Here is a 26,165-nt window from a genome sequence, read left to right as displayed (position 1 = left end):
TATGTCGCGACGATGCAGTCATCAGGCGGCTGGCGCTTCCAGTTGCGCGGCATCGGTCGTCAGGAACAGGTCGGCACAGGCCTTGGCCAAGGCGCGGACGCGGCCGATATAGGCCTGACGTTCGGTGACGCTGATCACGCCACGGGCATCCAGCAGGTTGAAGATATGGCTGGCCTTGATGCATTGATCATAGGCCGGATGCGCCATTGGAATACGGCGGCCTGCGCTGTCGGTTTCGGGCGCGGCAAGGATGCGGGCACATTCATCCTCGGCATCCTTGAAGTGCTGGAACAGCATATCGGTATCGGCCTGATCAAAGTTCCAGCGGCTGTATTCCCGCTCGGTCTGGCGGAAAATATCGGCATAGGTCAGCCGGATCGGGCTGTCGGGGTCGTTGAAGGGCATGTCCATCACATGTTCAACGCCCAGAACATACATGGCCAGACGCTCTAACCCATAGGTCAGCTCGCCCGATACGGGACGGCAGTCGTGACCGCCGACCTGCTGGAAATAGGTGAACTGGCTGACTTCCATGCCGTCGCACCAGACTTCCCAGCCAAGGCCCCATGCCCCGAGGGTCGGGGATTCCCAATCATCCTCGACGAAGCGGACGTCGTGGACCATCGGGTCCAGACCGATGGCCTTCAGACTGCCAAGATACAGGTCCTGCAGGTTGGCGGGGCTTGGCTTGATGATAACCTGATATTGATAATAGTGCTGCAAACGGTTCGGGTTTTCACCATAGCGGCCATCGGTCGGGCGACGAGACGGCTGGACATAGGCAGCAGCCCATGGCCGTTCGCCAAGCGCACGCAGCGTTGTGGCGGGGTGAAAGGTGCCTGCGCCCACTTCCATGTCATAAGGTTGCAGCACGGCGCAGCCTTGCGCAGCCCAGTAGTTTTGCAGCCGCAGGATCACTTCCTGAAAGCTGCGTGGTTTGTTTGGGCTGGTCATCCGGGCCATCCTTTTGCATAGATCGTTCAATGCCTGTGTGCCTTCTAGGCGCGGCATGGCGAAGGGTCAATAAAGGGCCTGAGGGCAAAGGGCGGGAAGCGCCCGGAATTACGGAGAGCGGAATGCGGCGCTTGGCGATGATGGTAATGGCGGCAGGCTTGCCGGTGGCAGCTTTGGCGCAGGATGCGGTGATCCGGATCGAAGCGAAGCGCGGGCCAGAAGCTGCGGCAGCTGCGGCGGCAGGTTGGGGCGAACGGTTCGACAATATCGTGACCTTTCCGCTGGCCCAGAACTGGATCGCCATTGCCATCGGCCCGCTGAGCGAGGCTGATGCGAACGCTCAAATCCAGCAGTTGAAGGCCGCAGGGACCATTCCGGCCGACAGCTTTGTCGCGGTGCCCAGTGGCAATGTCACGCTGACCCCGGCCGCTGGGCAGGCGGCGGTGGCCGAGACTGCACCGACTGATGGTGCGGAAGCCGTGCAGGTCCAGCCTGCAGAGCCTGCGGCCCCCGTCGTTCCGCCGGGTATGCATATCCGATTGCAATCGGTGCAGGGTGAACCCGCAGGACAGGCGGCTTTGGCTGAATGGCGCAATACGTTTGCAGATGCTGGTCTGTGGGCGATGCCCGGCGGCTGGTATGCCGTGACGCTTGGTCCGATGCCTGCGGAAACCGCGACCGCCTGGTTGGCCGCGTTCAAACGTGCGGGCAGCGTGCCGCGCGATGCCTTTACCGCCGATTCCGATGAGTTTTCGGCCCCTGTTGACGTTGTCGAAGGCGCACAGCTTCCCGCGCCCGGCGCAGTGCAGGACATGCCGCCGCTGGATGAGGTTCAGCGCGCCTTGCGGTGGGCCGGACGCTATGACGGGGGGATCGACGGCAAGGACGGCCCGAAAACGCGCGAAGCCATCGCGGCCGAGGTTGCGGCATTGCGTGTCTCCCCCGATGCTGGCACAGCCATGGCCGAGCTGATCAAGCGGCGTGCGGATTGGCGGACGGAAATGGGGCTTAGCACATTGAATGACAAGGTGACGGGCCTGTCAGTCATCGCGCCGATGGACCAGTTGGAGTTTGATCGAGCCGAACGTGCGCTGTCCATCTATCGTCCGAAGAACAATTCAGGGGCGGCGCTGATCCTGTTCAGCCAGCCGGGCGGTCAGCAGGAACTGGTTGATCTGTCGGGGCTTGTGACCGCACTTGGTTGGGTGCCACAGCCGACGCGCAGCATTGAAAACGGCCATATCCTGCTGGACGGCGCAAACACGATCATATCGGCCGGGCCGAAGGTTGGGTCCGTGATGGCCGCGCCGAAGGTTTCGTCCTGATCTGGCCCGCAGCCGATACCGAAGGACAGGCGCAGATTTCCGCCGAAATGTCAGACAGCTTCAGTCGCACCGGGCCTGCGCAAAACGACCCCGTGACAGAGCCGACCGCGCCTGCGGCCACTCCCATCCCGGCGGCGCAGCCTTAACTGCGCCAGAATCTGGGCAGCAGCAGAACAAGGACTGACACCAGTTCCAGCCTGCCCAGATACATTCCGAGGATCATCAGCCACTTGGCAGCCTCGGGGAATTCCGCGACTGAACCGTTCTTTGTGACTTCTGGCCCCCAGACCGGACCGATATTGGCGATCGCCGTCCAGGCGCCGGTCAGTGCGGTGCGCGGGTGCAGACCCGTCAGTGACAAGGCCACGATCAACAGGCCAAAGGTCAGCATGAACAGCGTGAAGAACGCCATGACCGAATTCACAACATCCTGTTCCAGTGGACGCCCCTGATAGCGCAGCGGATAGACCCGGTTGGGTGACAGCATCCGCCGCAATTGGGCACGGACAGCCTGTGACAGAACCAGATAGCGGAACACCTTGACCGAACAGGCAGTCGATCCGGTGCAGCCGCCGATCAGCCCCGCGATGATCAGCAGCGCAAAGGGGAAATGGCCCCAGCTCATCACATCAGATGAAAAGAAACCGGTGCCCGAAAAGGTCGAGATGGTATTGAATACGGTTTCGCGAACCATATCCATCAGGCCGGTATGTTCGACCCCGCTGAGCAGGCGATAGACGACGATGGCCGCACAGACATAGAAGATCCACCGCAGATAGGCCCGGATCTGCGTATCCTTCCAGATTGGGCTGAAATTCCCGCGCATCACCTGAACCATGCGGATGAACGGGATCGAGGCCAGCACCATGAACACACTTGACGCCCATTCGAGCGGTCCCAGAAACTCGGCAAAGCTGAGGTCATAGCTGGAAAATCCACCGGTCGAGACGGTCGCGAAGGCATGCACGACGGCGTCGTAGCCCGTCATGCCCAGTAGCAGATAGGTGATGATACAGGCCGCCGTCAGGATCATGTAGATTCGCGTCATCTCTGACGCGATCTCACCAGCGCGGGGCAGGATCTTGCCCAATGTGTCAAATCCTTCCGAGCGGAAGAACTGCATCCCGCCGACCTTCATCACCGGCAGAAACACCATCGCGACAACCACGATCCCCAAGCCGCCCATCCAGTGCAGCATCGCCCGCCACAGGTTTGTGCCTTTCGGCAGGGCGTCCAGCTGAGAAAAGGCCGTCGTTCCGGTTGTTGTCACGCCCGACATGGATTCAAAATAAGCATCGATGAAACTGGCATGCGGTTCGCCCATCATGAAGGGCAGGGCGCCAAAGATCGGCAGGATCAGCCATAGCCCCGATGTCAGCAAAAACGCCTGCTGCAAACTGACCGAGGTATATTTCCCACGGGTCGAAACCGAGATCATGATGCCGATCACAAATGTCAGCACCGCGCATTGCAGAAACGCCTCCCAATGGGCGCTGCCGTGCCACCAGTCGACGACCATGGGAATAAGCATCGACACGCCAAGCGTGGCGATGATGCGGCCGATCGGTTGGGCAATGGGGCGAAAATCGATCATCTGGTCTGCTTGCCGCGCCCTCTGTCACCCGTCAAGCGGCCAATCGCCTATTCGGGGTCTGCGACACCTGATCACAGGGGGGCGTTGTCCTGAAACCTCACAATCGGTGTGCAAGCTGCTATACTGCGTGCGACACAACCGGAGATCGTGATGACGAACTACCCCCTGAACCTTGCTATCCACCCGGATGTCAGCGGCCATTTCGATCCTGCGACCAACACGATCAGCTATATCGTCAAGGATCCGGCGTCTGACAGCTGCGCCATCATCGATTCTGTCATGGATATCGACTATGCGGCGGGGCGTATCACGCATGAGCACGCCGATACCCTGATCGCCGAAATCCAGCGGCGCGATCTGGTGCTGGAGTGGATCATCGAAACCCATGTTCACGCCGATCACCTGTCCGCTGCGCCCTATATTCAGGATCGGTTGGGAGGCAAAATCGGGATCGGCGCGAAAATCATGGAGGTGCAGGAAACCTTCGGCAAGATTTTCAACGAAGGGACCGAGTTTCAGCGCGATGGCAGCCAGTTCGACCGGCTGTTCAGCGATGGCGACAGCTATCAGATCGGTCAGATGGCCTGCTTTGCCATGCATACACCGGGCCATACGCCTGCCTGCATGACGCATGTGATGGGCGATGCGGCCTTTGTTGGCGATACGTTGTTCATGCCCGACGGTGGTTCGGCCCGTGCCGATTTTCCGGGGGGCGACGCGGGTATGTTGTATGACAGCATTCAGAAGGTGCTGAGTCTTCCGGACCGGATGCGGCTGTTCATGTGCCACGACTATGGCCCGAATGGCCGCGATATTCAGTGGGAAACCAGTGTCGGGGCGGAAAAGGCTGACAACATCCATGTTGGCGGCGGCAAGACGCGGGAAGAGTTTGTTCGTTTCCGCACCGAACGCGATGCCCAATTGGCAATGCCGCGTCTGATCATTCCGTCCCTGCAGGTGAATATGCGTGCGGGCGAGGTGCCTCGGGACAAGGACGGGCGCCCGATGCTGAAAGTTCCGGTGAACGGGTTGTAGCCCCGTTCACCGGCACCTCATCAGATGATCCGTGACAGTCGCGCGATCCACAGCGTTGCCGCTGCCAGAACCGCGGTCGAGACGATCGCGACCACGGACACCGACCGCTCGAACGCAGCGACGCCGTTGGCAAGGATCTGGCGCGCCTGTTCGACCGGGGCGGTCTCGGCGACCAGCATCGCCTGATCCAGCGAATCTGCCGCCATCGTGACAGCGTTATCGCCGCCCGCCAGATAGGCGGCAGTATAAACGCCTGACATCAGGCTGCCCAACAGCGCCACACCAAGCGCGCCGCCCAATTCATAGGACACCTCTTCTATCGACGCGGCCATTCCGGCGCGATTGGCGGGTGCATTCATCATGATGGCCGAGGAAGCGGCCGTCATTGCCGAGCCGATTCCTGCGCCGATCAGGGCAAAGGCAATCAGCTGAATCCACATGCTGCCATCGAAGTTGAAGGCATAGACAGCTACGCCCACAGCCGTCACCGCGAATGAATAGGTCAGCACCTGCCCGGTTTCGACCTTTCCCAGCAGTAATCCGGTCAGCGGACCCGCAATGAAAGACGCAAGCGGAATCGGCAGGATGAACAGCCCCGCCTGCAGCGGTGTCATGTGCGAGACCAGTTGCAGGCGCTGGCTGATGACCAGCTCCAGCCCCAACAGGACAGCCGCAGACGAAACCGCCGCCACCACGCCCGCCGCAAAGCGCGTATCGCGGAACAGGTGCAGGTCGATCATCGGGTGCGCACCGCGCTGTTGACGGCGGATGAACAGATATACCGCAGCGACGCCGATCAGGGCGGGCAGGATAAAGCCCATCCAGGTCGGTTCAGGTTTCGCGACCTCCTTGATGGCCAGGGTCAGTGTCAGCAACCCGATCAGGATCATGATCGAGCCGATGGGATCAAAGGGATGGCCGCCCTCTGATTTGCCGCGCTGCACGTAGCGCAACGTCAGCGGTATCGCGATCAGGACGATGGGCAGGTTGACCAGAAACACCGCGCCCCAATGGAAATGTTCCAGCAACGCCCCGCCGACCAGCGGTCCGATTGCCGCCCCACCCGAGGCCACGGCCGCCCAGAAACCAATGGCCAGTGATCTTTGGGCTGGATCGTCAAAGCTGTGGCGAATGATCGACAAGGTCGCAGGCATCATTGCGGCCGCACCCACGGCCAACAGGGCGCGTGCGCCGATCAGGACTTCCGACGACGGCGCCAGCCCGGCAATCAGCGACGCCACGCCAAAGATCACCAGACCGATCAGGAACATCCGACGATGGCCGTAGCGGTCGCCAAGCGCCCCCGACCCCGGCAACAGGCCCGCCACCACCAGCGAATAGGCATTCACGATCCACAGCTTTTCAACCGCTGTTGCCCGCAAATCATGCGTCAGGCGGGGCAGGGCCGTATACAGGATGGTCATATCAACCACGATCAGGAACAGCGCGGTTGAAACAATGGCCAGGACAAGCCAGGGCGAACGGGTCTGCATCGTATAACCTTTGCGAAAAGTGGCGCAACTCGTGTTGCGAATCGTATGATCGACATTTAAATACGGTTGTATTGAAATGGAAGGGCTGATGGCAAGACCACGCAAGATCGACCGGGATCAGTTACTGGACGCAGCCGAGGAACTGGTGCGCGAAAAGGGTGCAGCGGCGCTGACGATTGATGCATTGGCCAAGGCCTGCGGCATCACCAAGGGCGGTGTACAATATAGTTTCCGCAGCAAGGATGATATTCTGAACGCGATGTTCGACCGATGGTATGTGGATTATGATCGGCAATTTTCGGCACTTGTGGGCGATCCACCCGCTGCCGGTAAGCGGGTTGCTGCGCATGTCGCGGCGACCCGTCAGGGGGATGCGGCCCTGAATGCCAAGGCCGCCAGTCTGATGGCTGCACTGCTGCAAACGCCTGAACATCTTGAATCGACGCGCCAATGGTATCGCGAGCGGCTGGCAGGTGTGGATGCCACCACGCCCGAGGGGCGCAGGCAGCGGCTGGCCTTTCTGGCCACCGAGGGTGCATTCCTGCTGCGCTTCATGCGGTTCATGCAGATCGACGACGATGAGTGGGATCAGATTTTCGCCGACATCGCCACTTTGCTGGAAGGCAATGTCGGCTAGAAAGTGGCGGCCATAAGCGCCGCAGGTCTTATCAGTTCAGATATTCTTCGGGATCGACACTGTTGAAACCCTGACGAACCTCAAAATGCACGAAGCCGCCTCCGCCAGCCTTGCCGAGTGATTGGCCCGAGGTGACGGTATCGCCTTTCTTGACGTCCAGAGACTTGTCCAGCCCGGTATAGACCGTCATCAGATCGCCGGTGTGGCGCACGACGACAATCGGCACGCCCGAGGTGTCCTGCGTCACAGCCGCCACGGTGCCACTGCCTGCCGCTTTGACCGCCGAACCAGAGGTTGCGGAAATGTCGATGCCGTCATTCTTGCCCTTTTCATAGACGCGAATGATGGAACCCGACACGGGCATCTGGAAACGCCCGCCGCTGCTGGCGGCGGTGCGCGTGGCACCCAGATTGGTGTCGGGGGCCTTGGGACCGGGTTCGGAGGTCGCCGTTGTTTTTTCACCCGGCAACGGGGTCGAGGCAGACGGTGGACGTGGCGTCGGGCTGCCTGCGCCCGGCGCAGTGGTCGCGCCCGAGGCCGCAGGGGCAGCTTGACCCGCGACCGGAATCATCAGCCGTTGGCCGACGCGCAGCGACATATTTGACGGCAGGCTGTTCCATTCCGCCAAATCCTGAATGTTCGTGCTGTATTTGCGCGCAATGGACCATGCGGTTTCGCCCGCCGCAACGACGTGCTGGCGCGGTTGCGACGCGGCGGTGGCCGCAGGCGCCGGCGCGGACGCAGCAGAGGTTTGCCCGGCAAACGGGTCTTTCACGGCGCTGCCTCCGGTGCTTGCGCCAGCCGCGCTAACCCGACGCGGCAACACCAGCGGCTGTCCTGCGTTCAGCGTTGCCGTGGCGGGCAGCGCGTTATGCTGCGCCAATTCGTTCGGGTTCAGTCCCAAGCGTTGGGCGATCGTGGTCGGCGTGTCACCGCGTCCCGCGATCACGACCTGATAGTCGGGAAAATTGATCAGCCCGCGACTGTCTGGCGCGGGACGTGGCGCGGCACGGGCGGCGGCATCTGCGGTATTCAGTCCGCCGGGTGCCCACCGGCGAAAATCGGGATCGAAACTGCCATTCGCGCCACATGATGCCAAAATTGAAAGGGCTGCACCTGCAGCCATCAATTTGAAATTTCTGCTCATCCTGTCGTCCTCACGTCAGTTTGCGTGGAAGGGGGTCATGTCTGTCCCAACCCCTCGACCAGCGGCACAAAGCGCACTTGCCGCAACTCATCATAATCAAAGCCTGTCTCGGTTCGGGTCACGCGGATCAGCGTCTGCACTGCATCCGACTGCCCGACCGGCACCACCATGATACCGCCGATCTTCAACTGTGCCAACAGCGGTCCGGGTGGATCTTCGGCGGCGGCGGTCACAAGTATGCGGTCAAAGGGTGCCTGATCCGGCAACCCGCGCGATCCATCGGCGACCTGCGCGGTGATGTTCGACAGTCCAAGCTGCTGGAAGATCAGCTCGGCCTCCTGCACCAGACGGCGGTGGCGGTCCACGGTATAGACCCGGCGGCACAGGCCGGACAGAACAGCCGCCTGATAGCCGGAACCGGTGCCGACCTCCAGCACGGTGTCGCGGGGGCGTGGCCCAAGCGCCTGTGTCATCAGGCCAACCACAGACGGCTGGCTGATCGTCTGGCCGCACGGGATCGGCAGGGGCGTATCCTCATAGGCGCGGTCAGCGAACTGGCCACGGATGAACAGGCCGCGATCAATGCCCTCCATCGCCTCCAGCACCCGAGGATCGGTGACCCCACGCGACCGCAACTGAAACAGGAAACGCATCTTGCGTTCGGCCGGGCTGTCCTCGTCGTGATCCTCGGTGTTCATCGGCGGTCCATCACTCGTCTTGCAGGGCGTTGGTCAATTCGGTCAATGATCTCTGGCAGGTCAGATCCGCCCGCATCGGCGTGACCGAGATGTAGCCGTCCATATTCACGGCGACATCGGTCCCCGCGCGGGCAGGGGCGGTCTGTGACCCGCCAGCAGCCCACATGAAGCGGCGGCCATTGGGCGCCAGATATGGCTCGACCCGGAAATTCACGCCGAAGCGGCGTCCTTGCGGGGCTGCGCGAACGCCGCGCACCTCATTTGCGGGAACGGGTGGGAAGTTGATGTTGTAGAACAACCGGAATTCATCATCCGACGCCCAATCGCCATAGTCCAGCAAACGGCGGATGATTGCGACGCCATGCGACCGCGCCGCTTCAAACGGATCGGCCAGTCCGACCAGTGCGGCGCCCATGTATTGCGACAGCGCGATGGCGGGCAGGCCCTGCATCGCAGCCTCCAGCGCGCCGCCGATGGTGCCCGAATACACGACGTTTTCGCCGGAGTTGTTACCCCGGTTCACGCCCGACAATACCAGATCGGGCAGTTGATCGGCCATGATGTCATAGACCGCGGCCAGAACGCAGTCTGCGGGGCTGCCTTCGGTCGCATAGCGACGCGGGCCCAGTTCTGCGACCAGCGTGGGATGGGCATAGCTGATGCAATGCGACACGCCCGATTGTTCAAAGGCCGGCGCGACCACCCAGACCTCGCCACCGGGGCCTGCCAGTTCGGCGGCGATTTCTTCCAGCACCTGCAATCCCGGAGCGTTGATGCCGTCGTCATTGGTGATAAGAATGCGCACTGTGTCCCCGTGTCTGTCAGGACGCGCCCTTGGGCACGCAAAACGATCCGAATGAAATCTCTGTTATCTTTGCTTACCGACGCATGGGCTGCGCTTCAAGTCGTTGAGACATCATCGAAACCGGTTTGACCTGTCGGCGTCCTCGTTGCATCTTGTAGGCAACGCACGCGGCACGAGAGATATGCAGATTTACCTGCCCATTGCCGAGGTTTCGGTCAACGCATTAACTTTGGTCGGGCTTGGCGGCCTTGTCGGCCTGATGAGCGGGCTTTTCGGCGTGGGCGGGGGTTTTCTGATCACGCCCTTGCTGTTCTTTATCGGCATCCCGCCCCCCATTGCGGTGGCAACCGGGGCCAATCAGGTCGTGGCCTCGTCGGTTTCCGGGGTGCTGGCGCATGTGAAACGCAAAAGCGTCGATTTCCGCATGGGGGGCGTGCTGCTGGTCGGCGGTCTGATCGGATCGGTGCTTGGCGTATTGGTGTTCAACGTCCTGCAAAGTCTGGGGCAGTTGGATCTGGTCGTGCAGCTTTGCTACGTCGTCTTTCTGGGCCTGATCGGCCTGATGATGCTGCAAGAAAGCGTCAGATCGTTGCGTCGGTCGAAAAGTCCCACCTATCGCAAGCGGTTACATCAGCATACCTGGGTGCATCGCTGGCCGCTGAAGATGAAGTTCCGCGCATCCGGCCTGTATATCAGTGTCTTCCCGCCACTGATGGTTGGGGTGGCTGTTGGTGTTCTGGCGGCCATCATGGGCGTTGGCGGCGGTTTCATCATGGTGCCCGCGATGATCTATCTGCTGGGGATGCCGACCAAGGTGGTTGTCGGCACATCGCTGTTCCAGATCACCTTCGTGACGGCGTTCACCACCTTGATGCACGCGGTCAGCTATAACACCGTCGATATCATGCTGGCGGTGCTTCTGATCATTGGCGGGGTCATTGGCGCACAGATCGGCACCGGATTAGGTGCGAAACTTCGGGCCGAACAGTTGCGCATCCTGCTGGCACTGCTGGTGCTGCTTGTCTGTGGCAAGCTGGCATTGGATTTGTTTCTGACGCCGGATGATCTGTATGCGATTACGGCAGGGGTTCAGTGATGGGATTGCTGCGCTGTTCACTTGCCGCAATTTTCATCGCCTTGCCCGTATCGGGGCAGGAAGCGCCGAATTTGAACCAGCCGCTTTCCGAACAGCAGGGAAGCCCGTCGCAACCCATCTATGATAATCCCAGCCAACCGGATCCCACGTTAGAGGTCCACCCGGCCGAGCAGGTGGTTGCGGGGCTCTCCAGCGACTCGGTCGCCATCACGGCCAGCTTTGATGGATCGGATATCTTGATCTATGGCGCGGTGAAGCGGGAAACGCCGATCCCTCAGGGATTGCCGCTTCAGGTGATTATCACGGTCGAGGCCCCAGCCGGCAGTGCAACGGTTTGGCGGAAAGAGCGGAAGGCAGGGATCTGGGTCAATGCGCAGTCGGTCAGGGTCGCATCCGCGCCCAGCTTTTACGCCGTCGCAACCTCGGCCCCGCTGGATCAGATATTGCTGCCGGAATGGGACAGTCGCTATCGGATATCGCTGTCTCATGCGATGCGTGCATTTGCCGGAACCGAGGCCGTGGAAAGCACCGTTCCCTTTACCGAGGCGCTGCTGCGTATCCGCGAGAACGAGGGCCTGTATAGGCTGGACGAAAACGCTGTGTCGATCATCGACCAGACCCTGTTTCGGGCCGATGTCAGATTGCCCGCAAACCTGGTCGAAGGCGCTTACAAGACGCGGATATTCCTGCTGCGCGACGGGCAGGTGATTGACGCCTTTGTCGCCCCGATTTTGGTTCGCAAGGTTGGGCTGGAACGCTGGCTCTATCATTTGGCGTTTGAACGACCGCTGCTTTATGGGCTGATGTCGTTGGCCGTGGCTGTGATTGCCGGGTGGGGCGCGTCCGCCGCCTTCCGGGGGCTGCGCCGCGCCTAGGCTGTCGCGCTCTGCTGCTGCCGAATCAGTGATGCCCGGCCATCAGGCACAGGCGATTTCGTTTACGCTTGCCTCGGGCCTGATTGCGGCTCTGGCAGGGCCAGAGCTGTTCAAGCCGACCCGTGATCCGGGGTCTGCTCCGCCAAGCGGTGCCTATGCCGCGATTACAGGACTGGGGCTTCTGGGAATGCCGCCAATTCTGTCCTTGCGCGGGATGGGGCGGCCCAAGGTCGCGCCCGCGCCGATCTATGCCCTTGATCAAGACACTGGCGATCCCCGGCGTTCGCCTCGCCATTCTGGCTGCGATGGTGTCACGGGGGCATGGTGTTTCTGAATGGCGCCCGCGCCCTTGGCAATGAGCGCGGTTGACTGCACCGCAAATCAGGCGGCCGACACGATCCGTTGGCATGTGCTGGCATCTGTGCAAGGGGCGAATGACACGCTTGTCGCCGCAGCTTCGGCCATGGGCACGCTAAGGGGCGGGCGTGGTGCAATCCCTGCTGGGATGGGAATGGATCGGGCGGGCAGGGCTTGTCCTCGCGTTTGTCGCACGTCTGTTGTAGTGCGGCGGGCAGATGCGATCTGCGGAATCGGCGTGATACACACATAAAAGGCCCCGCGCTAAGGCGGGGCCTCCTCCTCCCACGATGCGGCGCTGACCCCTCCACTGATCTGCGCCGCGGTGGATGGATTATCCAGCGATCAGTTCGGCCTGACGAACGATCACCTCTGCCTGTTTGATCGACGCGATGTCGACCAGACGGCCTTTATAGACCGTGGCGCCCGCGCCGGACTTCGTGGCCTCTTCCATCGCCGCCAGAATTTCGCGAGCTTCGGTCACCGCAGCCTGGGAAGGTGAGAAGACTTCATTCGCCAAGGCAACCTGACTGGGATGGATCGCCCATTTGCCGACCATGCCAAGGGTCGCTGAACGCAGTGCTTGCGCCCGGAAACCTTCGCTGTCGCTGAAATCACCGAAGGGGCCATCGACCGGCAACACGCCATGCGTGCGGCAAGCCGCGACGATCTTGGCTTGCGCCCAATGCCACGGATCGGACCAGTATTTCTGCCCGGCGTGATGCATGTAATAGTTTTCCTGAGTGCCGCCGATGCCGGTGGTTGCCATCCCCATGGACGCCGCGAAATCAGCGGCACCAAGGCTGATGGCGTCCAGCCGGGGCGATGCGGCAGCGATATCCTCGACATGGCAGATGCCTGCTGCGCTTTCGATGATCACCTCGAACCTGATTGGTTTTTTGCGGCCCTTGGCCTTTTCGACAGCCGTTACCAAGGCATCGACGGCATAGATGTCGCTGGCATTGCCCGCCTTGGGGATCATGATCTGGTCCAGACGGTCGCTGGCCTGTTCCAGCAGATCGACCACATCGCGATACCAATAGGGCGTGTCCAAGCCGTTGATCCGCACCGACAGGGTCTTGTCGCCCCAATCCACGTCGCCAATCGCCTGAACGATATTGCGTCGGGCCTGATCCTTGTCATCAGGGGCGACCGAATCTTCCAGATCAAGGTTGATCACATCGGCGTCGGACTTGGCCATTTTCGGGAACAGGCTGTCGCGCGAACCGGGTCCGAAAAGTTGGCAGCGGTTCAGGCGGGCAGGGGGAAGGGGCTGTGTCCGAAAACTCATGCTTGGGTCCAGTTCGTTTAAATTTCTGGTTGGCAGAGCAATAATCTTTCGTTCCGCATCATGCAACCGGGTTTCCTGCGACAACGCCACCTGTCTTGCCGCTGCTTGACGCGGCCCTGGTTTGGGCGCAGGACCACAGACGTTCTTATGGCCCGGCACGGAGGAATGAAAATGACGCGGACCGTTTATGTGAATGGCGATTACCTGCCCGAAGATCAGGCAACGGTGTCGATTTTCGACCGCGGATTTCTGATGTCCGATGGCGTTTACGAGGTGGTCAGCGTCCTGGACAGCAAATTGCTGGATTTTGGGGGACATATCGTGCGCCTGAAACGCTCGCTGGCGGAGTTGCAGATGGATAATCCGCTGAGCGATGATGAATATCTGGATGTGCACCGGCAGCTGATTGAAAAGAATGATATCACCGACGGTCTGGTTTATCTGCAAGTGACGCGCGGCAATCCGGGTGATCGCGATTTTGCCTTTCCGCCTGCGGGAACGCGACCGACAGTTGTGATGTTTACCCAATCAAATCCCGGTCTGGCAGATAATCCCGCAGCAAAGACAGGCTGGAAGATCATCAGTGTCGAAGATCTTCGGTGGGGACGCCGCGATATCAAGACCGTGCAGCTGCTTTACCCGTCGCTGGCCAAGATGGAAGCCAAGGCGCGTGGCGTGAATGACGCATGGCTGGTCGAAGACGGCAAGGTAACCGAGGGAACGTCGAACAACGCCTATATCGTCAAGGGCAACACCATCATCACGCGCGCGCTAAGCAACGATATCCTGCACGGGATCACCCGCGCCGCCGTTCTGCGTTTCGCAAATGAGGCGCAGATGAAGGTGGAAGAGCGCAGCTTTACCATTGATGAGGCGCAAAATGCGGACGAGGCCTTCGTGACCTCGGCTTCTGCCTTCGTCATGCCGGTTGTCGAAATCGACGGCGCGGCGGTTGGTGACGGCAAAGTGGGCGCAGTTGCGACGCGTCTGCGCGAAATCTATCTGGATGAGATGCGCAAGGCTGCGGTGTAAGTCCCCGGGGTAAGTCCCCTGTGTAATTCCCCTGTGGGATCGCCGGGGGCTTTCTGCCCCCGGACCCCCGAGGATATTTTCGGACCAATGCAGGATCAGAGGTCTGCGGCCTGCAAGACCCGGGTTATGACCGGCGCAAGTTTTGCGGCCCAGTCCGACTGGCCTTGGGTCGTTGCGATCAGATCGTTGCGAACCTCGATCAACAGGTTCGGGCGGTTGTGTCGTAGCGCATGCCGGTCGATGGAATCACCGTCCAGGTGCCCCAGATAGGGTTGGTTGTCGCCCGTGATCCAGCCTTCTTCCCGGCAGGCGTGCACCATTGGCGGGCCAAGGCGTTCATCCTTGTGCGAATAAAGAATGCCGACATGCCAGGGGCGCGGCGGTCGGCCACGCAATTGCGGGGTAAAACTGTGGATGGCGCAGATGCACCGGTCGGGATGCTGGGCAGCGATCCGTTCCAGTGCCGCGTGATAGGGACGGTGCAGGTCGTTCAACCGCCGTTCGCGTTCCGCGGCACCTGCGTGTTTGTTGGCCGGGATGACCGTGCCGTCATAGAGGCGCATCAGCAGGGTGGGGTCATCCTCTCCCCGGTTGGGGTCGATGACCAGCCGAGAGAAATCCGAAAAGATCGCGGGGGCGTTCAGATGGTCGGCCAGGTTTTCGGCGAGGCCCGCAGCGCCAACATCATACGCGATATGGCGTGACATATCAGTGGCATCGATGCCGAGTGATCCGTCCCCGATCCAATCGGGAACACGGTTCGTTGCATGATCGCAGGTGATCAGCCAACGCGACGGGCGGTTTTCGCCGCGGGTCCAGAAAGCACGTTCAGTCATGGCAATTTCATCGTTCATCGTGCAAGTTGTCTATGCGACTACGATATCCGACGCCAGTTGCACACGGGCGAAATTGCTGCATAGATAGCGCTAAACCTGAAGGGGCGGATTCATGAGAAGACATCGTAATGTAAAGATTGTGGCCACGCTGGGCCCGGCCTCTTCCTCGAAAGAGATGATCAAGGCCTTGTTCGAGGCCGGGGCAGATGTTTTCCGCCTGAACATGAGCCACGGCAACCACGAGGATCACAGGGCGCGCTACGATGCGATTCGCGCGGTCGAAGAAGAAACCGGTCGGCCAATCGCCATTCTGGCAGATTTGCAGGGGCCGAAGCTGCGGGTCGGGGCGTTTGCTGCCGGGCCACATGAATTGGTTGAAGGTGCGAAATTCCGGTTCGATCTGAGCCCGACCCCCGGTGACATCGATCGTGTGCAGCTTCCCCATCGTGAGATTTTCCTGGCCTTGATGCCCGGCAGCGAATTGCTGGTCAATGACGGTAAGATCCGGCTGAGGGTCGATGATTGTGGCGCGGATTTCGCCAACTGCACGGTGACGGTCGGTGGCACCATTTCCGACCGCAAGGGGGTGAACGTGCCCGATGTGGTTCTGCCCTTGGCGGCTTTATCCGATAAAGACCGTGCCGACCTGGAATTCGCCTGTAATCTGGGCGTTGATTGGTTGGCCTTGTCCTTTGTCCAACGCGCCGAAGACGTGCAAGAGGCGAAGGATCTGGCCAAAGGCCGTGCGGCGGTGCTGTCGAAAATCGAAAAGCCGGCGGCAGTCCGCGCCTTTGATGAGATCCTTGCGGTTTCCGATGGTATCATGGTTGCGCGTGGCGATCTGGGCGTCGAATTGCCGGTCTACTCGGTGCCGCCGATCCAGAAACGTCTGGTGCGCAAGTGCCGGGCTGCAGCCAAGCCGGTGATCGTGGCGACCCAGATGCTGGAATCCATGATTGACAGCCCGATGCCGACCCGCGCCGAGGTAAGCGACGTGGCAAATGCCATCTATGAAGGCACCGATGCGGTCATGCTGTCGGCGGAAAGCGCGGCGGGCTCCTATCCCATCGAGGCGGTGCGGACGATGGATAACGTCGCCCGCTCGGTCGAGGTTGACCTGAACTATCGCAATATCATCGAGGCTGCGCGTCAGGCGGAACGGCACAGCGTTGCGGATGCCATCGTGACGGCCACGCGTGAAATTGCCGAAACCACGGATGTTGCGGCCATCTGCGCCTTCAGCCAGTCGGGTAAAACCATCCGCCTGATCGCGCGCGAACGTCCCCGTGTGCCGATCATCGCGCTCAGCCCGCTGATTACCGTGGTGCGGCGCATGGTTCTGGTCTGGGGGACGCATTGCGTCATCACCCCGCAACTGTCGCGCTTCAAGGAAGCTGTGGTCAATGCGACCCGTGCCGCGCGTGATTTCGGGTTTGCAGATGAAACGCGACAGGTCGTCGTGGTCGCGGGCGTGCCCTTCAACGTGCCGGGCACGACGAATATCGTGCGGATCGCGCCCTGCGACGAACGGCTGATCTATGCCAGCGATCCTGAATAAAACCGTCATGACGTTGCTGACGTGACAGGCTTTCTGCTTTTGGTCGGGACCGCGCTTTGCGCAGTCTCGGTCATTCTGGCGATGGTGCAATTGATGCGCATGCAGCCTCCACGAACGGCAGCGATTACATTGATCGTGGGTATTGTGCTGATCTTTGTGTCCGCCTATCTGGACCCAAAGGCGTTTCAGGCGTCGGCCATCGTCAATATGTGGTCATGGCTGACGGGATCTGGGCCACAAACGCGCTGATCCCTCTTGCCAAAATCCCAAGCTGCGCTTATACGGCGCGCTTCCTACCCGTGCGTCCGGCCAAGATGGCATTGCCGAGGCGTGCGTTCACTCTGACTCGAAGGAGATGAAAATGCCGAAGATGAAGACCAAATCGGCCGCCAAAAAGCGGTTCTCGTTCACGGCTTCGGGCAAGGTGAAATCCGCTCAGGCCGGCAAGCGCCATGGCATGATCAAGCGCACCACCAAGTTCATTCGCGACGCACGCGGCACCACCGTCCTTTCGGACGCTGACGCCAAGATCGTCAAGAAATACATGCCGTATAACCGCTGATCGGAGGACTGACACATGGCACGAGTTAAATCCGGTAAGGTGACCCACGCCCGCCACAAGAAGGTGCTGGACAAAGCCAAAGGTTACTATGGCAACCGTTCGCGCAACTTCCGCACTGCAACGCAGGCGGTCGACAAGGCCAACCAATACGCAACCCGCGACCGTAAGAACCGCAAGCGCAACTTCCGCGCCCTGTGGATTCAGCGGATCAACGCGGCTGTTCGCCTGGTTGACGCTGAAATGACCTATTCGCGCTTCATCAACCTGCTGTCGAAAGCCGGTATTGAAGTTGACCGCAAAGTTCTGGCCGATCTGGCCGTGAACGAGCCTGAAGCCTTCGGCGCAATCGTCGAAAAAGCCAAGGCTGCGGCCTAAGAATATCCAGATTGGCCCGCAAGGCCGTTTCTGACCGAACCCCGCTCGACGTCATTCGGGCGGGGTTTTTTGTTGTGACAAGACCTGCTCGTTTTTCGCCGATCACCGATTTGCGTTTGGGCTTGTTGCCCGCAGATGCATAGGTTTCGGGCATGAAACGGACATTTTCAAATCTGTCGCATGAGAAGCCGATACTGGCCGTGATCGGCACATTGGCCATCTTCAATTTTCTTGGCAAAGCGCTGTCGGTTGAAACCGCTGGAGCTGTGTCGCTATTGGCCTTTTTGTGGCTTTTCGGAGTCATGATCTGGGGCGCCTCTGCCGTTGTGCGCCATGCCGAGGCTTTGGCAAACCGACTGAGAGAGCCGTATGGCACGCTGATCCTGACATTGTCCGTCGTCAGCATCGAGGTGTCCTTGATTGGGTCGGTCATGCTGTCAGGGGACGGTGGGCCGACGCTGGCGCGCGATACCATGTTCGCCGTTGTGATGATCGTGCTGAACGGGCTGATCGGTCTTTCTCTGTTGTTGGGGGCGCTGAAGCATGGGCAGCAAAGCTATAACTTCGCCGGGGCGTCGTCATTTCTGATCGTGCTGGTTCCACTGGCGGTCATGGCACTGATCCTGCCAGACTACACGATCTCCAGCGTGAACGACACCTATACGCCGGCGCAGGCGCTGTTCTTCTCGGCCGTGACCTTTGCGCTGTATTTGGTTTTTCTGATGATCCAGACCGTGCGGCATCAGGGGTTTTTCACCGAACAGGAAGAACCCCGGCCACAACCGCCCGACGACCACGCGCAATATGCGACCTGGGCGCATGTCTTCCTGCTGATGGCAACATTGCTGCCCATTGTGCTGCTGTCCAAGAAGATGGCCGGTTTTGTCGATCACGGCATCAATTCGCTGCATCTGCCCGCCGCCCTTGGGGGCGTCGTCATCGCCACCATCGTCCTGGCCTCGGAAGGGATGAGCGCGGTTCGCGCCGCGCTGGACAATCGCCTGCAACGCGCAGTCAACCTGTGCCTTGGCGCGGCGCTGTCGACGATAGGGTTGACGGTTCCGGCGGTGCTGCTGATCGGAACCTTTACCGGGCAACTGGTGATCCTTGGGTTGGGCGCGCAGATGCAGGTGATGTTGGCACTGACGCTGATTGTCTGCGTCCAGACCTTTGGTTCCGGACGCACGAACGTCTTGCATGGTGCGGTGCATTTGGTGCTGTTCTTGGCCTATCTGGCGCTTATACTTGAACCATGAACAGCAATGAGCCTGTCAAAGTTACGTTGCAGACAAAGCCGTTGGGTGTTTGGCAAACGGCAATGGCTGCGCGGCGCAATGTGTTGGAAATCGTGCCCAGGCTGGCTTTGCATCAGCCCATCGTCTCGGGCAAGGTCGGGATGCGCTTTCACATGGTCATGGACCCTGAAAGCCTGCGCCATGTGCTGAAAGATCGGGTGGAGGATTTTCCGAAATCCATCACCACCAAGCTGATCCTGAATCCCGCCATTGGTGACAGCATGTTCGTGGCCGAAGGTGCGCATTGGCGCTGGCAGCGACGTGCGGCGGCCCCGGCCTTTGCCCACCGTCATGTGCAAGCCTTGGGACCGGTGATGAGCGCCGCGGCCGAGGCGTCTTGCCGCCGGTTTGCTGCGGCGTCCGGGCCGGTCGACGTCTTCGAGGAAACAGTATCCGCGACATTTGACGTCATTTCCGATGTCACATTTTCGGGCGGCACCGGCTTTGACCGTGACGCTGTGCACCACATGATCGACACCTACATCGCGCAGACGGCCAAGGTTTCGCTGTTGGATATCGTGGGCGTTCCTGCATGGGTGCCACGCCCCGGCAGGCTGTTTTCCGGCACCAAGATGGCCGAAATGCGGCGGATCGCGGATCAGGCCATCGCGTCGCGGGCGGCCGATGCCAAGACCCGCACGCCTCCCGACCTGCTGGACCTGCTGCTGGATGCGGCGGATCCTGAAACGGGCAGAACGATGACGCGAACCGAATTGCGCGACAATCTGCTGACATTCATTGTGGCGGGGCATGAAACGACGGCGCTGACCCTGGCCTGGGCGTTATACCTGTGCGCCTTTGATCCAACGGTTCAGGAAGCTGCGGCGTCAGAGGCGCAATCCGTTCTTGGTGACCGCATCGCGACCGCAGAGGATATGGGCAAGCTGCCCCTGGTTACGCGTGTCGTCAACGAAGCCCTGCGCCTGTATCCCCCTGCAGCCTTGCTGTCGCGAACCGCATTGGTGGCGGATCGTTTGTGCGGGCGTGAAATCCTGCCCGGCGATCTGGTGATCCTGCCGTTTTATGCGCTGCATCGGAACCGTCTGTTATGGGACCGCCCGGATGCCTTTGACCCGTCACGGTTCATGACACCGCCGGATCGCTATGCATTCCTGCCATTTGGTGCGGGTCCGCGAATCTGCATCGGTGCCAGCTTTGCTCTGCAAGAGGCGGTGATCATTCTGGCGACACTTCTGGCCCGGTTCCGCTTTGCCGCCATTCCGGGGCGCGATCCCGAACCCCGGATGATCCTGACCCTGCGGCCGCATGGCGGGGTCTGGTTGAATGTGCATCGGCGGTAAGGTCGCGCACAAAATGGGCTTTTCAGAACACACAGCTTGCGACAATTAACCACGCATCTTGTTCCCATCACGGCGCTGTTACAAACTCGCCCGACAAGGAGGTGCTGATATGAGCGCTGTCATTGATTTTCTTAACAATATCTTCTGGGGATATGTCCTGATCTACGGCCTGCTGGCCGTCGGGGTGTATTTTACCATCAGGCTGGGCTTCCTCCAGTTCCGCTACTTTGGCGAAATGTTTCGCTGCGTTCTGGCGTCTCCGTCGACGGATAAGGACGGGATTTCCCCCTTTCAGGCGCTGACCGTATCGCTGGCCAGCCGTGTCGGGACCGGCAATATTGCCGGTGTTGCGGTTGCGCTGACACTGGGCGGGCCGGGGGCGATCTTCTGGATGTGGATGGTTGCGCTGGTCGGCATGGCGACGGCCTATGCGGAATCGACGCTGGCCCAGCTCTACAAATCGCACGGGCCGGATGGAATGTATCGCGGTGGGCCGGCGGCCTATATCTCTCGTGGATTGGGGCAACCCTGGCTGGCGTCGATCTTTTCGATCGCGCTGATCCTGTCCTTCGGCCTGATCTTCAACGCGGTGCAGGCAAATTCGATCGCCGAGGCTGCTGCGAAACCGCTGGAAACTCTGCTGGTCAACTGGAACATGTTCGAAGCAGCATCCGCAGACGGTCTGGTCGCCTATGACGTGGCCAAGCTGATCGTCGGCGTGGCCGTCGCGATTCTGACCGGGGTGATCATCTTTGGCGGCATACCACAGATCGCGCGGGTGGCCGAATTCGTGGTGCCCTTCATGGCAGGCTTTTACCTGCTGGCGGCAATCATCGCGCTGATCATGAACATCGACCGGGTGCCGGGTATTCTCAGCGGGATCGTGCTGAACGCCTTTGGCTTGCAGGAGACTGTTGGCGGGGTGGCGGGCAGCGTGACTGCTGCGGCGTTGAACGGCATCAAACGCGGCCTGTTCTCGAACGAGGCGGGCATGGGCTCGGCTCCGAATATCGCAGCCGTTGCAACGCCTGCGCCGCATCACCCGTCCAGCCAGGGCTTCGTGCAGGCGCTTGGCGTGTTCATCGACACCATTCTGGTCTGCACCGCGACCGCGACGATGATCCTGCTGGCCGACGTTATCCCGTCATCCGAATTGACCGGGGTCAACCTGACGCAGGCCGCGCTTGGCGATCATTTCGGCACATTCGGGCCGATCTTCGTCGCCGTCGCGATCTTCTTCTTCGCCTTCACCTCGATCATCGGCAACTATTCCTATGCCGAAAACGCGGTGGTCTATCTGGGCGCGGGCAAGGGCGGGATCCTGGTCCTGCGACTGGCGGTCATGGGAATGGTGATCTGGGGGGCGTTGCAGGCCGTTTCGACGGTGTTCAACTTCGCCGATGCTTCGATGGGATTGATGGCGACGATCAACCTGATTGCCATCGTTCTGCTGTCGGGCACCGTGGCCATCGTGACCCGTGACTATATCCGGCAGCGCAAGGCGGGCGGGAACCCGACCTTCAAGGTTTCCGATCATCCCGACATCGCGCCGGGCGTCGAAAAGTCCATCTGGGACTGATAATCCCCGCCTTGGCCGCCGAAATCGCGGCCAAGGCTTTTCCATTCCGTCCACAAATGCTAACGGCTTGCCCAACCAGAATGCCGAGGCACGACGATGGATGATCTTTCCCCCCTCCGCCAGCAATGGCTTGACCGTATCAAGGACGCAGCCAATCCTGCCGCGATCGAGGATGTGCGCCTTGCCGCCCTTGGCAAAAAGGGTGAGATCAGCCTGAAAATGCGTGAACTGGGCAAGATGACGCCCGAGGAACGCCAGACCACCGGCAAGGCGCTGAACGCGCTTCGCGACGAATTGGACAGCGCCCTGCGTGCCCGCAAAGCCTCGCTTGACGATGCCGCATTAGAGTCGCGACTGGCCGAGGAGTGGCTGGATGTCAGCCTGCCGGGCCGCCCGCGTCGTCAGGGCACGATCCATCCTGTCAGTCAGGTCATGGATGAAGTGACCGCGATCTTTGCCGATATGGGCTTCGCCGTGGCCGAGGGGCCGCAGGTCGAAACCGATTGGTATAACTTCGACGCCCTGAACATCGCGCCCGAACATCCCGCGCGTCAGGAACATGACACCTTCTTCATGCACCACGCCCCCGGCGACAACCGCCCGCCGCATGTGCTGCGCACCCATACCAGCCCGGTGCAGATCCGCGCCATGCAGGCGCAAGGCGCACCGATCCGCGTGATCGCGCCGGGCCGCGTCTATCGCATGGACATGGACCAGACCCATACCCCGATGTTCCATCAGGTCGAGGGGCTGGCCATCGACCGCGACATTTCCATGGCGCAGTTGAAATGGACGGTCGAGGAATTCTTCAGCGCCTATTTCGGCACCCGCGTCAAAACCCGCTTCCGGGCCAGCCACTTCCCCTTCACCGAACCCTCGGCCGAGGTGGATATCCAGTGTTCCTGGGTCGACGGCAAACTGATCGTGGGCGAAGGCGACGACTGGCTAGAGGTTCTGGGCTCCGGCATGGTTCACCCGAACGTCCTGCGCGCAGGCGGCATCGACCCGACCGAATGGCAGGGCTTTGCCTTTGGCATGGGCATCGACCGCATCGCGATGCTGAAATACGGCATCCCCGATTTGAGGGCCTTCTTTGAAAGCGATCTGCGCTGGCTGCGGCATTACGGGTTCATGCCGGGGGATGTGCCGAGTGTGGCGGGCGGGTTATAACTTAACCTGCCACTCACACTTAAATTAGTTGCAGGCGTTGACACCCTCTTTGGCTACTTTTTGCCAGTTCGGACCTAGCTGTGTTTTTGCGTCGATTGCCTTATCAAATTCCGGGTCACCGGCATTGAACATAACTACGACTAAATTCGTATCGTGAGTTCCGTGAAAGATGGTTTGCTGGCCGCCGAAATGAGTCGTGGCATATCCATATGTGTTGTTACCTTGGCTATAGCTACTGCCTGAGGTCGAAGCGTAGGTAGGACCGGTTTGATATACCGAAACATTATTAGCTGAAGCTGCGCCAACGATAATATAACGCTCATAACCACGTCTAATTGTTTCAACTGCGGCCATGCGACTTGCAACTTTAGCGGACCCGCTGCTTCCGCAAGCTGCCTCTGCACTAGTGGATATCATGATTTGATTTTTAGCGACAGGCGTAACCGTTGTTTGAGCACAGGAGGCGACGACAACGAGTGCCGAAAATGCAAGTAGCTGCTTCATTTATTTTTTCCTAGTGGCGTATTCACGATTCTGTGATGATATGATCTAAGAAAATTTTTAAGCAAGCGAAAGCAGCGTGTTTATAAAATTGTTATTCGCCGTCTTGCTGCACGTCCATTCATTTTCCCCCTGAATTTCGTTGTTCTTTACGTCGAACATTCCTTACTTAAACTAAATACGCACACGAACCAAAGCGCAGCACATGACCAAGAAGCCCAAGGCAACCAAGCCCAAAACCCCGGCAAAGACCGATCCCGAAAAAGCCGAACTGCCCGCTATCGCCAATAACACCGCGATCTGCGCCGAGGCAGAGCAGGCGGCCATGCTGCATGCCGCGGAAGAGGTGTTCAACCATATCCTTGGCCGGGTGAAGCAGTTTCAGGCCGAGATGCCCGATGAACATGAATTGGGTTTGCAGCTACCTGATCTGGGCGGCGGGCATGCGCTGCATGTGCGGGGAATGGGGTTCAAGAACCCGAATATCATCGAATTTTACGGCATGCTGGACGGCGAACGTCAGGTGGCGATCATTCAGCATATCTCTCAGCTGAATTTCATGATGATCGCGGTGCCACCGCCCGCGGATCAGAAACCCTATCGGATCGGGTTCGGCGCCGAATTGTGAAAAAGGCCAATGCGTGTTTGACGCATCGGCCCTGAATTCATCCGCTGGGGATCAGCGTGCCATTTCGGCCAGCAGCCGCTGTCGCGTCACGGCGTTGTCTTCCTGAATCATGCCGGGGATCAGGAACATGTCCACGATCACCCACAGGCTGACAAGCCCCAGCAAAGGCCAGCCGATCAGGATGGGCGCGGTCAACCAGCCAAGGCCCCACATCAGTGCCATGATGATACCGCTGGCCCAGCGGCCCAGATACATACGGTGGACACCAAATCCCCACAGGACCAGAAGCAGCAGATAGGCCACAAGCGGCGATTTCGCCTCATTCGTGACGCGCTGCTCGATCAGCAATTGTTGGGTCGTGTTCATCCTTGTTGTTTTCCTCGTTTCAACAGCGGCGGACGTGCCGCCTTCAGGAAAAACATAGGCACGATATGCGGTTTCGCAAGAATGGCGGCGCGGAAATCGATTCCGCGCCGCGCGATTGGTTGCTGCGCGATTGGCTACTGGGCCTGTTCCGGCTCGACCCGGGTATAAAGGTCGAACAATACGCCGATCGGGCGCACCGCACCGCCGGTTTCGGGCGTTGCGCGGTTCAGATCGCTTACAGCCAAAGCGTAACGGCCCGGCGCCAACATGATCGGACCCAGCTTGCTGTCCGTGCCGCTTTCACTGTCGTCGTTCTCGCCCATCACGGCGCCCTGTTCTGAAAACAGTGCCAGTTTGGTATCAGCGCCCAGAAGTGAGCCATAGGCGTTCATCACCACAACGGCCGGCGCATCAAGCTGGAAGGTCAGCCATTGCGCGCCGCCATTATGCAGCAGAACCGTTTGGCGTTTGGTTTTCAGGTCAAACTGCTCAACCGGGAAGCTTCCATCCAGCGGCGGCACCAGTTCGCCACGCTGATAGGCTCCGCGCAGGAAGGTGTCACGATCCAGCTTTTCAACGGCGACCGTCATCGGGCCGGGGGTCGGCGAATAGGCCGCGATGCCGATGCAGTAATCGCCAGCGGGCAGCGGGCTTGGGTAATCCAGCCGCGCATTGGTGCCTTCGGCATCGTCGTTCTCGCCCAGCATGGCCCCGGCATTGTCAAAAATCTTGATGAAAGGGTCCAGCTGGTCGCTGCTGCCGCGCACGGTGAGGGGAGTTGGCTCGGACAGGGTAAAGCGGAAATAGCTGGTCGAAGTGCCATCCGCCGCCGCCGTCACATTGCCATTCTCCAAGGCCGCTTCCAATGCGCCTTCGGTCAGCGGCTGCGCCTCGGTTTCGGGGGTGCAGGTTGCAATGCTGCTGCTGCCACCGCTTCCCGGGCTTGCGGTTTCGTTCAACAGGGCAGGCTGATCGGGACGGCTGACCTGAACCGTCGCCTCCATCGCGTCGCCCTGAATGTTGGAAACGACGACACAATAGGTGCCAGCCGACAAGGCCTGTTCCAGGCTGGAGTTCAGCGAGGACGTGGTGTCGTCATTTTCCGCCAGGCCTTCACCCGTTGCACTGATCAGCTCGATCATCGGATCGCCTTCGGCCGATTGCGCTTCGACCCGCACGCTGCCGTCAGCAGACAGCGAGAAGGCAAAAACGCTGGGCGTATTACCTGCGACATTGGCGGCAAGCCTCAGGGGGGCCGTGCTGCCCGATGCGTCGGACTGATCCGAACTGCCCGCAAGCCAACTGACTGCACCGCGACCGCCGCAGGCCGGAAGCGAGGCATCGGCCGCCGGGGCCGGTTCTGCACCCAGTGGTTCCAGCTGCTGCGGGGCAGGGGCGGCATCCTGTGCCATCGCGGGCGCCGCCAGGGCGAGGCAACTGGTGGCGGCCGCCGTCAGCAGAGTAGAAAAACGCGAGGGTTTCATAAAATATTCCTTTGTAATCGCGCCAGTAGGGCATCGCAGATAGTTTCGGCAGAGTTTTGCATCTTGGGATTGGGGGGGCAATTCATTTTCATGCAAAGACAGCACGCCGACCATGAAATATGCGTGTAGACGCTTGACCAATTGGCGTCAGGCGGGTTGAAGGCATGCAGC

Annotated in this window: 27 protein-coding genes; 16 read left to right on the top strand and 11 right to left on the bottom strand. The window is 60.2% G+C overall.

The window, feature by feature from the left end:
- Positions 1-21: 21 nt before the first annotated feature.
- Positions 22-954: a glycine--tRNA ligase subunit alpha gene (locus H4P12_RS09710; protein ID WP_187793495.1), complete on the bottom strand. Its 933-nt coding sequence runs from the start codon at positions 952-954 to the stop codon at positions 22-24.
- 122 nt (positions 955-1,076) lie between these two features.
- On the opposite strand from H4P12_RS09710, the gene H4P12_RS09705 reads away from it, so the two are divergent.
- A complete protein-coding gene (locus H4P12_RS09705; protein WP_187793494.1) occupies positions 1,077-2,279 on the top strand; it encodes a peptidoglycan-binding domain-containing protein in 1,203 nt (400 codons plus the stop codon).
- A 142-nt stretch (positions 2,280-2,421) separates the two neighbouring features.
- Here H4P12_RS09705 and H4P12_RS09700 read toward each other — a convergent pair whose 3' ends face one another.
- The gene (locus tag H4P12_RS09700) at positions 2,422-3,873 is read right to left on the bottom strand and encodes a TrkH family potassium uptake protein (RefSeq protein ID WP_187793493.1); all 1,452 of its coding nucleotides are present in this window, start codon (positions 3,871-3,873) and stop codon (positions 2,422-2,424) included.
- Positions 3,874-4,023: 150 nt separating this feature from the next.
- Between H4P12_RS09700 and H4P12_RS09695 the strand changes: the two genes are divergently transcribed.
- Positions 4,024-4,908, top strand: coding sequence for an MBL fold metallo-hydrolase (locus H4P12_RS09695; RefSeq protein ID WP_187793492.1), 885 nt, complete (start codon positions 4,024-4,026; stop codon positions 4,906-4,908).
- Between the two features lie 20 nt (positions 4,909-4,928).
- Here H4P12_RS09695 and H4P12_RS09690 read toward each other — a convergent pair whose 3' ends face one another.
- Positions 4,929-6,401 (bottom strand): MFS transporter, encoded by a 1,473-nt coding sequence (locus tag H4P12_RS09690; RefSeq protein WP_187793491.1) that lies wholly within the window; start codon positions 6,399-6,401, stop codon positions 4,929-4,931.
- An 88-nt stretch (positions 6,402-6,489) separates the two neighbouring features.
- On the opposite strand from H4P12_RS09690, the gene H4P12_RS09685 reads away from it, so the two are divergent.
- Positions 6,490-7,038 carry a TetR/AcrR family transcriptional regulator gene (locus H4P12_RS09685; RefSeq protein WP_187793490.1) on the top strand — a complete coding sequence of 183 codons (549 nt, stop codon included), beginning with the start codon at positions 6,490-6,492 and terminating at the stop codon, positions 7,036-7,038.
- A 31-nt stretch (positions 7,039-7,069) separates the two neighbouring features.
- Here the strand turns inward: H4P12_RS09685 and H4P12_RS09680 are convergent, their stop codons facing one another.
- From H4P12_RS09680 to surE, 3 genes are read right to left on the bottom strand one after another with little or no spacing between them, the layout of a single operon-like run.
- Entirely contained in the window at positions 7,070-8,185 is a 1,116-nt protein-coding gene (locus H4P12_RS09680; RefSeq protein WP_187793489.1) for a M23 family metallopeptidase, read from the bottom strand.
- A gap of 35 nt (positions 8,186-8,220) precedes the next feature.
- Complete coding sequence (locus H4P12_RS09675) at positions 8,221-8,883, bottom strand: protein-L-isoaspartate(D-aspartate) O-methyltransferase (protein ID WP_187793488.1); 663 nt, start codon at positions 8,881-8,883, stop codon at positions 8,221-8,223.
- A gap of 10 nt (positions 8,884-8,893) precedes the next feature.
- Positions 8,894-9,688 (bottom strand): 5'/3'-nucleotidase SurE, encoded by a 795-nt coding sequence (gene surE / locus H4P12_RS09670; protein ID WP_187793487.1) that lies wholly within the window; start codon positions 9,686-9,688, stop codon positions 8,894-8,896.
- A gap of 181 nt (positions 9,689-9,869) precedes the next feature.
- Here surE and H4P12_RS09665 point away from each other — a divergent pair, with 181 nt between their 5' ends.
- From H4P12_RS09665 to H4P12_RS09655, 3 genes are read left to right on the top strand one after another with little or no spacing between them, the layout of a single operon-like run.
- Positions 9,870-10,784, top strand: a complete 915-nt coding sequence (locus tag H4P12_RS09665) for a sulfite exporter TauE/SafE family protein (protein ID WP_187793486.1) — start codon at positions 9,870-9,872, stop codon at positions 10,782-10,784.
- Complete coding sequence (locus H4P12_RS09660; protein WP_187793485.1) at positions 10,784-11,659, top strand: TIGR02186 family protein; 876 nt, start codon at positions 10,784-10,786, stop codon at positions 11,657-11,659. Before H4P12_RS09665 ends, H4P12_RS09660 begins: the two co-directional genes overlap by 1 nt.
- A 31-nt stretch (positions 11,660-11,690) precedes the next feature.
- The gene (locus H4P12_RS09655; RefSeq protein ID WP_187793484.1) at positions 11,691-11,993 is read left to right on the top strand and encodes a hypothetical protein; all 303 of its coding nucleotides are present in this window, start codon (positions 11,691-11,693) and stop codon (positions 11,991-11,993) included.
- Positions 11,994-12,350: 357 nt separating this feature from the next.
- Here H4P12_RS09655 and H4P12_RS09650 read toward each other — a convergent pair whose 3' ends face one another.
- Positions 12,351-13,307, bottom strand: a complete 957-nt coding sequence (locus H4P12_RS09650) for an L-malyl-CoA/beta-methylmalyl-CoA lyase (RefSeq protein ID WP_187793483.1) — start codon at positions 13,305-13,307, stop codon at positions 12,351-12,353.
- A 171-nt stretch (positions 13,308-13,478) separates the two neighbouring features.
- Between H4P12_RS09650 and H4P12_RS09645 the strand changes: the two genes are divergently transcribed.
- A complete protein-coding gene (locus H4P12_RS09645; protein WP_187793482.1) occupies positions 13,479-14,339 on the top strand; it encodes a D-amino-acid transaminase in 861 nt (286 codons plus the stop codon).
- 95 nt (positions 14,340-14,434) lie between these two features.
- Here the strand turns inward: H4P12_RS09645 and H4P12_RS09640 are convergent, their stop codons facing one another.
- Positions 14,435-15,175 carry an N-formylglutamate amidohydrolase gene (locus tag H4P12_RS09640; RefSeq protein ID WP_187793481.1) on the bottom strand — a complete coding sequence of 247 codons (741 nt, stop codon included), beginning with the start codon at positions 15,173-15,175 and terminating at the stop codon, positions 14,435-14,437.
- Positions 15,176-15,287: 112 nt separating this feature from the next.
- On the opposite strand from H4P12_RS09640, the gene pyk reads away from it, so the two are divergent.
- From pyk to pheS, 8 genes are all read left to right on the top strand, one after another.
- Positions 15,288-16,733 (top strand): pyruvate kinase, encoded by a 1,446-nt coding sequence (gene pyk, locus H4P12_RS09635; protein ID WP_187793480.1) that lies wholly within the window; start codon positions 15,288-15,290, stop codon positions 16,731-16,733.
- Positions 16,734-16,754: 21 nt separating this feature from the next.
- On the top strand, positions 16,755-16,982 hold the full coding sequence (locus tag H4P12_RS09630; RefSeq protein ID WP_187793479.1) for a hypothetical protein: 228 nt from the start codon (positions 16,755-16,757) through the stop codon (positions 16,980-16,982).
- Between the two features lie 112 nt (positions 16,983-17,094).
- Positions 17,095-17,295 (top strand): 50S ribosomal protein L35, encoded by a 201-nt coding sequence (gene rpmI, locus H4P12_RS09625; protein WP_187793478.1) that lies wholly within the window; start codon positions 17,095-17,097, stop codon positions 17,293-17,295.
- A 15-nt stretch (positions 17,296-17,310) separates the two neighbouring features.
- A complete protein-coding gene (gene rplT / locus H4P12_RS09620) occupies positions 17,311-17,670 on the top strand; it encodes a 50S ribosomal protein L20 (protein WP_187793477.1) in 360 nt (119 codons plus the stop codon).
- A gap of 152 nt (positions 17,671-17,822) precedes the next feature.
- Positions 17,823-18,926: a calcium:cation antiporter gene (locus H4P12_RS09615; RefSeq protein WP_187793476.1), complete on the top strand. Its 1,104-nt coding sequence runs from the start codon at positions 17,823-17,825 to the stop codon at positions 18,924-18,926.
- Between the two features lie 62 nt (positions 18,927-18,988).
- Positions 18,989-20,266: a cytochrome P450 gene (locus tag H4P12_RS09610; protein ID WP_246449222.1), complete on the top strand. Its 1,278-nt coding sequence runs from the start codon at positions 18,989-18,991 to the stop codon at positions 20,264-20,266.
- 109 nt (positions 20,267-20,375) lie between these two features.
- Positions 20,376-21,845 (top strand): alanine/glycine:cation symporter family protein, encoded by a 1,470-nt coding sequence (locus H4P12_RS09605; protein ID WP_187793474.1) that lies wholly within the window; start codon positions 20,376-20,378, stop codon positions 21,843-21,845.
- Between the two features lie 96 nt (positions 21,846-21,941).
- Positions 21,942-23,015, top strand: a complete 1,074-nt coding sequence (gene pheS, locus H4P12_RS09600) for a phenylalanine--tRNA ligase subunit alpha (RefSeq protein ID WP_187793473.1) — start codon at positions 21,942-21,944, stop codon at positions 23,013-23,015.
- 24 nt (positions 23,016-23,039) lie between these two features.
- On the opposite strand, the gene H4P12_RS09595 is transcribed toward pheS, so the two are convergent.
- Positions 23,040-23,519, bottom strand: coding sequence for a hypothetical protein (locus H4P12_RS09595; RefSeq protein ID WP_187793472.1), 480 nt, complete (start codon positions 23,517-23,519; stop codon positions 23,040-23,042).
- A 202-nt stretch (positions 23,520-23,721) separates the two neighbouring features.
- Here H4P12_RS09595 and H4P12_RS09590 point away from each other — a divergent pair, with 202 nt between their 5' ends.
- On the top strand, positions 23,722-24,144 hold the full coding sequence (locus tag H4P12_RS09590; RefSeq protein WP_187793471.1) for a DUF6173 family protein: 423 nt from the start codon (positions 23,722-23,724) through the stop codon (positions 24,142-24,144).
- A 51-nt stretch (positions 24,145-24,195) separates the two neighbouring features.
- Here the strand turns inward: H4P12_RS09590 and H4P12_RS09585 are convergent, their stop codons facing one another.
- Entirely contained in the window at positions 24,196-24,510 is a 315-nt protein-coding gene (locus tag H4P12_RS09585) for an NINE protein (protein WP_187793470.1), read from the bottom strand.
- A gap of 134 nt (positions 24,511-24,644) precedes the next feature.
- Positions 24,645-25,994, bottom strand: coding sequence for a DVUA0089 family protein (locus H4P12_RS09580; protein WP_187793469.1), 1,350 nt, complete (start codon positions 25,992-25,994; stop codon positions 24,645-24,647).
- Between the last annotated feature and the right edge of the window lie 171 nt (positions 25,995-26,165).

The sequence above is a fragment of the Paracoccus amoyensis genome (assembly GCF_014490725.1).
GTDB classification, from domain to species: domain Bacteria; phylum Pseudomonadota; class Alphaproteobacteria; order Rhodobacterales; family Rhodobacteraceae; genus Paracoccus; species Paracoccus amoyensis.
The sequence above is the reverse complement of the archived record's forward strand: the minus strand, read 5'-3'. Positions and strand labels throughout refer to the sequence as shown.